The sequence below is a fragment of the Bradyrhizobium sp. genome (assembly GCF_019242285.1).
Taxonomy (GTDB): Bacteria; Pseudomonadota; Alphaproteobacteria; order Rhizobiales; family Xanthobacteraceae; genus Bradyrhizobium.
Genome location: NZ_JAFAVV010000460.1, coordinates 1 through 2,718 on the forward strand (window position 1 = coordinate 1; position 2,718 = coordinate 2,718).

Consider the following 2,718-nt stretch of genomic DNA (forward strand, 5'->3'; position numbering starts at 1 on the left):
GGACAGGTACGCCGCCTCGTAGACCACAAGCGCGATCACCAGCGTCTCGACACCGCCCACCGCGCGGCCGAGGACCACGGGCGAGAAGAAATAGGTCCAGAAGATGAACATGATCAGAGGCAGACCGCGGACGGTGTGGACGATCGCCGTCGCCGGCGCGCGCAGCCAGCGATAGGGACAGAGTCGCGCCAGCGCGATCGCGATCGCAAAGGGAAAGCACAGCGCCAGCGCGGTCATGGCCATGAACAGCGTCATCGCAAGGCCGCCGATCGGTCCATGCGGGTATTGGCCGATGAGAAAAAGCAGCCAGTTGTCCGCGATGATGGCGAGCATCAGCGCAACTCGAGCTTGAGGCGGCGGTCGGCCAATCCGCCAAGCGCCATGATGCCGAAAGAGACGACGAGATAGATCACCGTCGCAACCGCGAAGGCCTCAAACGCCTTGAACGTATAGCTTTCGACCTCGCGCGTACGATAGGTCAGCTCTCCGACGCCGATCGCCATGGCGAGACTGGTGTTCTTGAACAGCAGCAGGGTCTGGTTGATCAAAGGCGGGATCGCAATCCGCATTGCCTGCGGCAGCACCACGTAAGCCATCGTGCGCAGATAGCCGAGGCCGATCGAGCGCGCGGCCTCGTACTGCGCCCGCGGAATCGCGCGGATCCCGCTGCGCAGGTCCTCGCTGACATAGGCGGCGCTGGCGAGCCCGAGCGCCACCATGGCGAGCAGGAATTCGCCGTGATGGGCGTTGATCCATTGTCGCGCAGGGCGCGACAGCAGGGAGGGCACCCCGAAATACCAGACGAAAATCTGTACCAGCAGCGGCACGTTGCGGTGATATTCGACGTAGAGCGAAACGAGCCAGCCGAACGGCGGAAACGGGATCATCCGCACGACTGTCAGCAAAACACCGACACTCATCGCAACGCACCACGCCGCGGCGGCAAGCGCCAGCGTGGTTGCGATGCCGATCAGGAACCAGTCGAGATACTGGCCGCCAAGTATGCCGCGCAGATCGAACATATGGCCCATTGGCTCGGCGCCCCCCGGCGAGGGCCGCGGCGCGCGCCGGCGCCTCAGCCTTTGATCTCTTCGATTGCGAAGTCGCGCTTGATATTGAAGACGGTGCCTTCGCCCAGCCATTTGGAAAAGACCTGGTCGATCTCGCCCGAGGCGCTCAGCTTGGCCAGCACGCCGTTGACGTGGTCCTTCAACGCGGTTTCGCCCTTGCGCAATCCCAGTCCCCAAGGTTCGACGAACAGCGATGCCTCGATCATGGCCAGCGGAACCCGCGCGGCGCTCTGCTGGCGCAATTTCACCAGAAGCAGCTCCGAGGCGCAGAACGCGTCGACTTTGTCCTGCACCAGCGCGAGATAGGCCGCAGACGTGTCCTGGAAGGTCACCGTCTCCGCCGTGGGAATGAGACGGCGCACACCCTGCTCGGATGTCGAGCCCTTCAGCGCGGTGATCTTCTTGCCGCCAAGCTGGTCGAGCGTCGTCAGTCCGGACTCCTTGGTAACCATCACCTTCTGCTGACTGACGAAATAGGAGTAGGAGAAATCGATCTGCTGGGCTCGCTCGGGCGTATAGCCGAGGTTTGCCGCAAGGATGTCGACGCGGCCTTGTATCAACTCGGGAATGCGCGCCTCGACGGCGATCGGCTTGAGCTCCAGCGACACGCCGAGCGAGTCGGCGACTTTCTGACAAATATCGACGTCGTAGCCGACGATCTGGCGGGTCTGCGGATGCTGGAACGAGAACGGCTCCGCCGTGCCGAGCGTGCCACAAATCAGCTTGCCGCGCGCCTTGATGTCGGCGAGCTGGTCGGCGTTCGCGGCGCCCACCAGCATACCGGCGAGAGCGGTGGCGAGGCTCATGGTCGCAGCGAACTTCATGCTGATCTCCTCGGGTACATCATCGTCGCAAGGCATCGCTGGCCTGCTTCATTCGCGCGCAGGCGATCTCGATCGCCTGCAGCGAGGTGGCGATGGAGAGGCGCAGGTAGGGCGAGAGGCCGTAGGCCGATCCGTCCAGCACCGCGACGCCGGCCTGCTCGAGAAAATAGAGCGCAACGTCGACGTCGTTCTTGAGCGGGCACCCGTCGGCGGTGGTCCGGCCGATCAGCCCGGCGCACGAGGGATAGACGTAGAAGGCTCCGTCAGGTGTCCGGCAGCTCAGGCCATCGATCGTGTTGAGCAACGCGACGGCGCGATCGCGCCGCGCCTGGTACGCGGCGCGTGCCTCGGCGATGAAGCTCTGATCGCCTTCGAGCGCGGCTGTGGCCGCGGCCATGCTCATCGCCGCCGCGGCGGAGGTCGTCTGCGACTGGATCACGTTGATCGCCGCGGTAAGCGCCTTCGGTCCGGCGCCGTAGCCGATCCGGAAGCCGGTCATCGCATAGGTCTTGGAAACGCCATTGACCAGCAGTGTGCGCTCACGCAGCTCCGGCGCGAGCGCGACCGGACAAACCGCCTCGCGACCGTCGAACCGGATGTGCTCATAGATGTCGTCGGTCATCAACGCGACGTGGCGATGCCGCAGCAGAACCGTTGTGAGCGCTGTCATCTCGGCGGCCGAATAAAACGCGCCGGTCGGATTGGATGGCGTGTTCAGGATCAGCCAGCGCGTCCGCGGCCCGATCGCCTGCTCGAGCGCGTCGGGCGTGAGCTTAAAGCCTGAGTTCTCGCCGCAGGAGACAATGACCGGCCTGCCGTCGCAG

At 64.4% G+C, this 2,718-nt stretch carries 4 protein-coding genes; all 4 read right to left on the reverse strand.

What is annotated here, in order from left to right:
- The coding region (locus JOY90_RS18045) for an ABC transporter permease subunit (protein WP_291692474.1) at nucleotides 1-333 on the reverse strand (333 nt) is incomplete at its 3' end.
- The gene (locus tag JOY90_RS18050) at nucleotides 333-1,031 is read right to left on the reverse strand and encodes an amino acid ABC transporter permease (RefSeq protein WP_291692475.1); all 699 of its coding nucleotides are present in this window, start codon (nucleotides 1,029-1,031) and stop codon (nucleotides 333-335) included. The genes JOY90_RS18045 and JOY90_RS18050, both read right to left, overlap by 1 nt.
- A 44-nt stretch (nucleotides 1,032-1,075) precedes the next feature.
- Entirely contained in the window at nucleotides 1,076-1,894 is an 819-nt protein-coding gene (locus JOY90_RS18055; RefSeq protein WP_291692476.1) for an ABC transporter substrate-binding protein, read from the reverse strand.
- Between the two features lie 19 nt (nucleotides 1,895-1,913).
- The coding region (locus tag JOY90_RS18060; RefSeq protein ID WP_291692477.1) for an aminotransferase class I/II-fold pyridoxal phosphate-dependent enzyme at nucleotides 1,914-2,718 on the reverse strand (805 nt) is incomplete at its 5' end.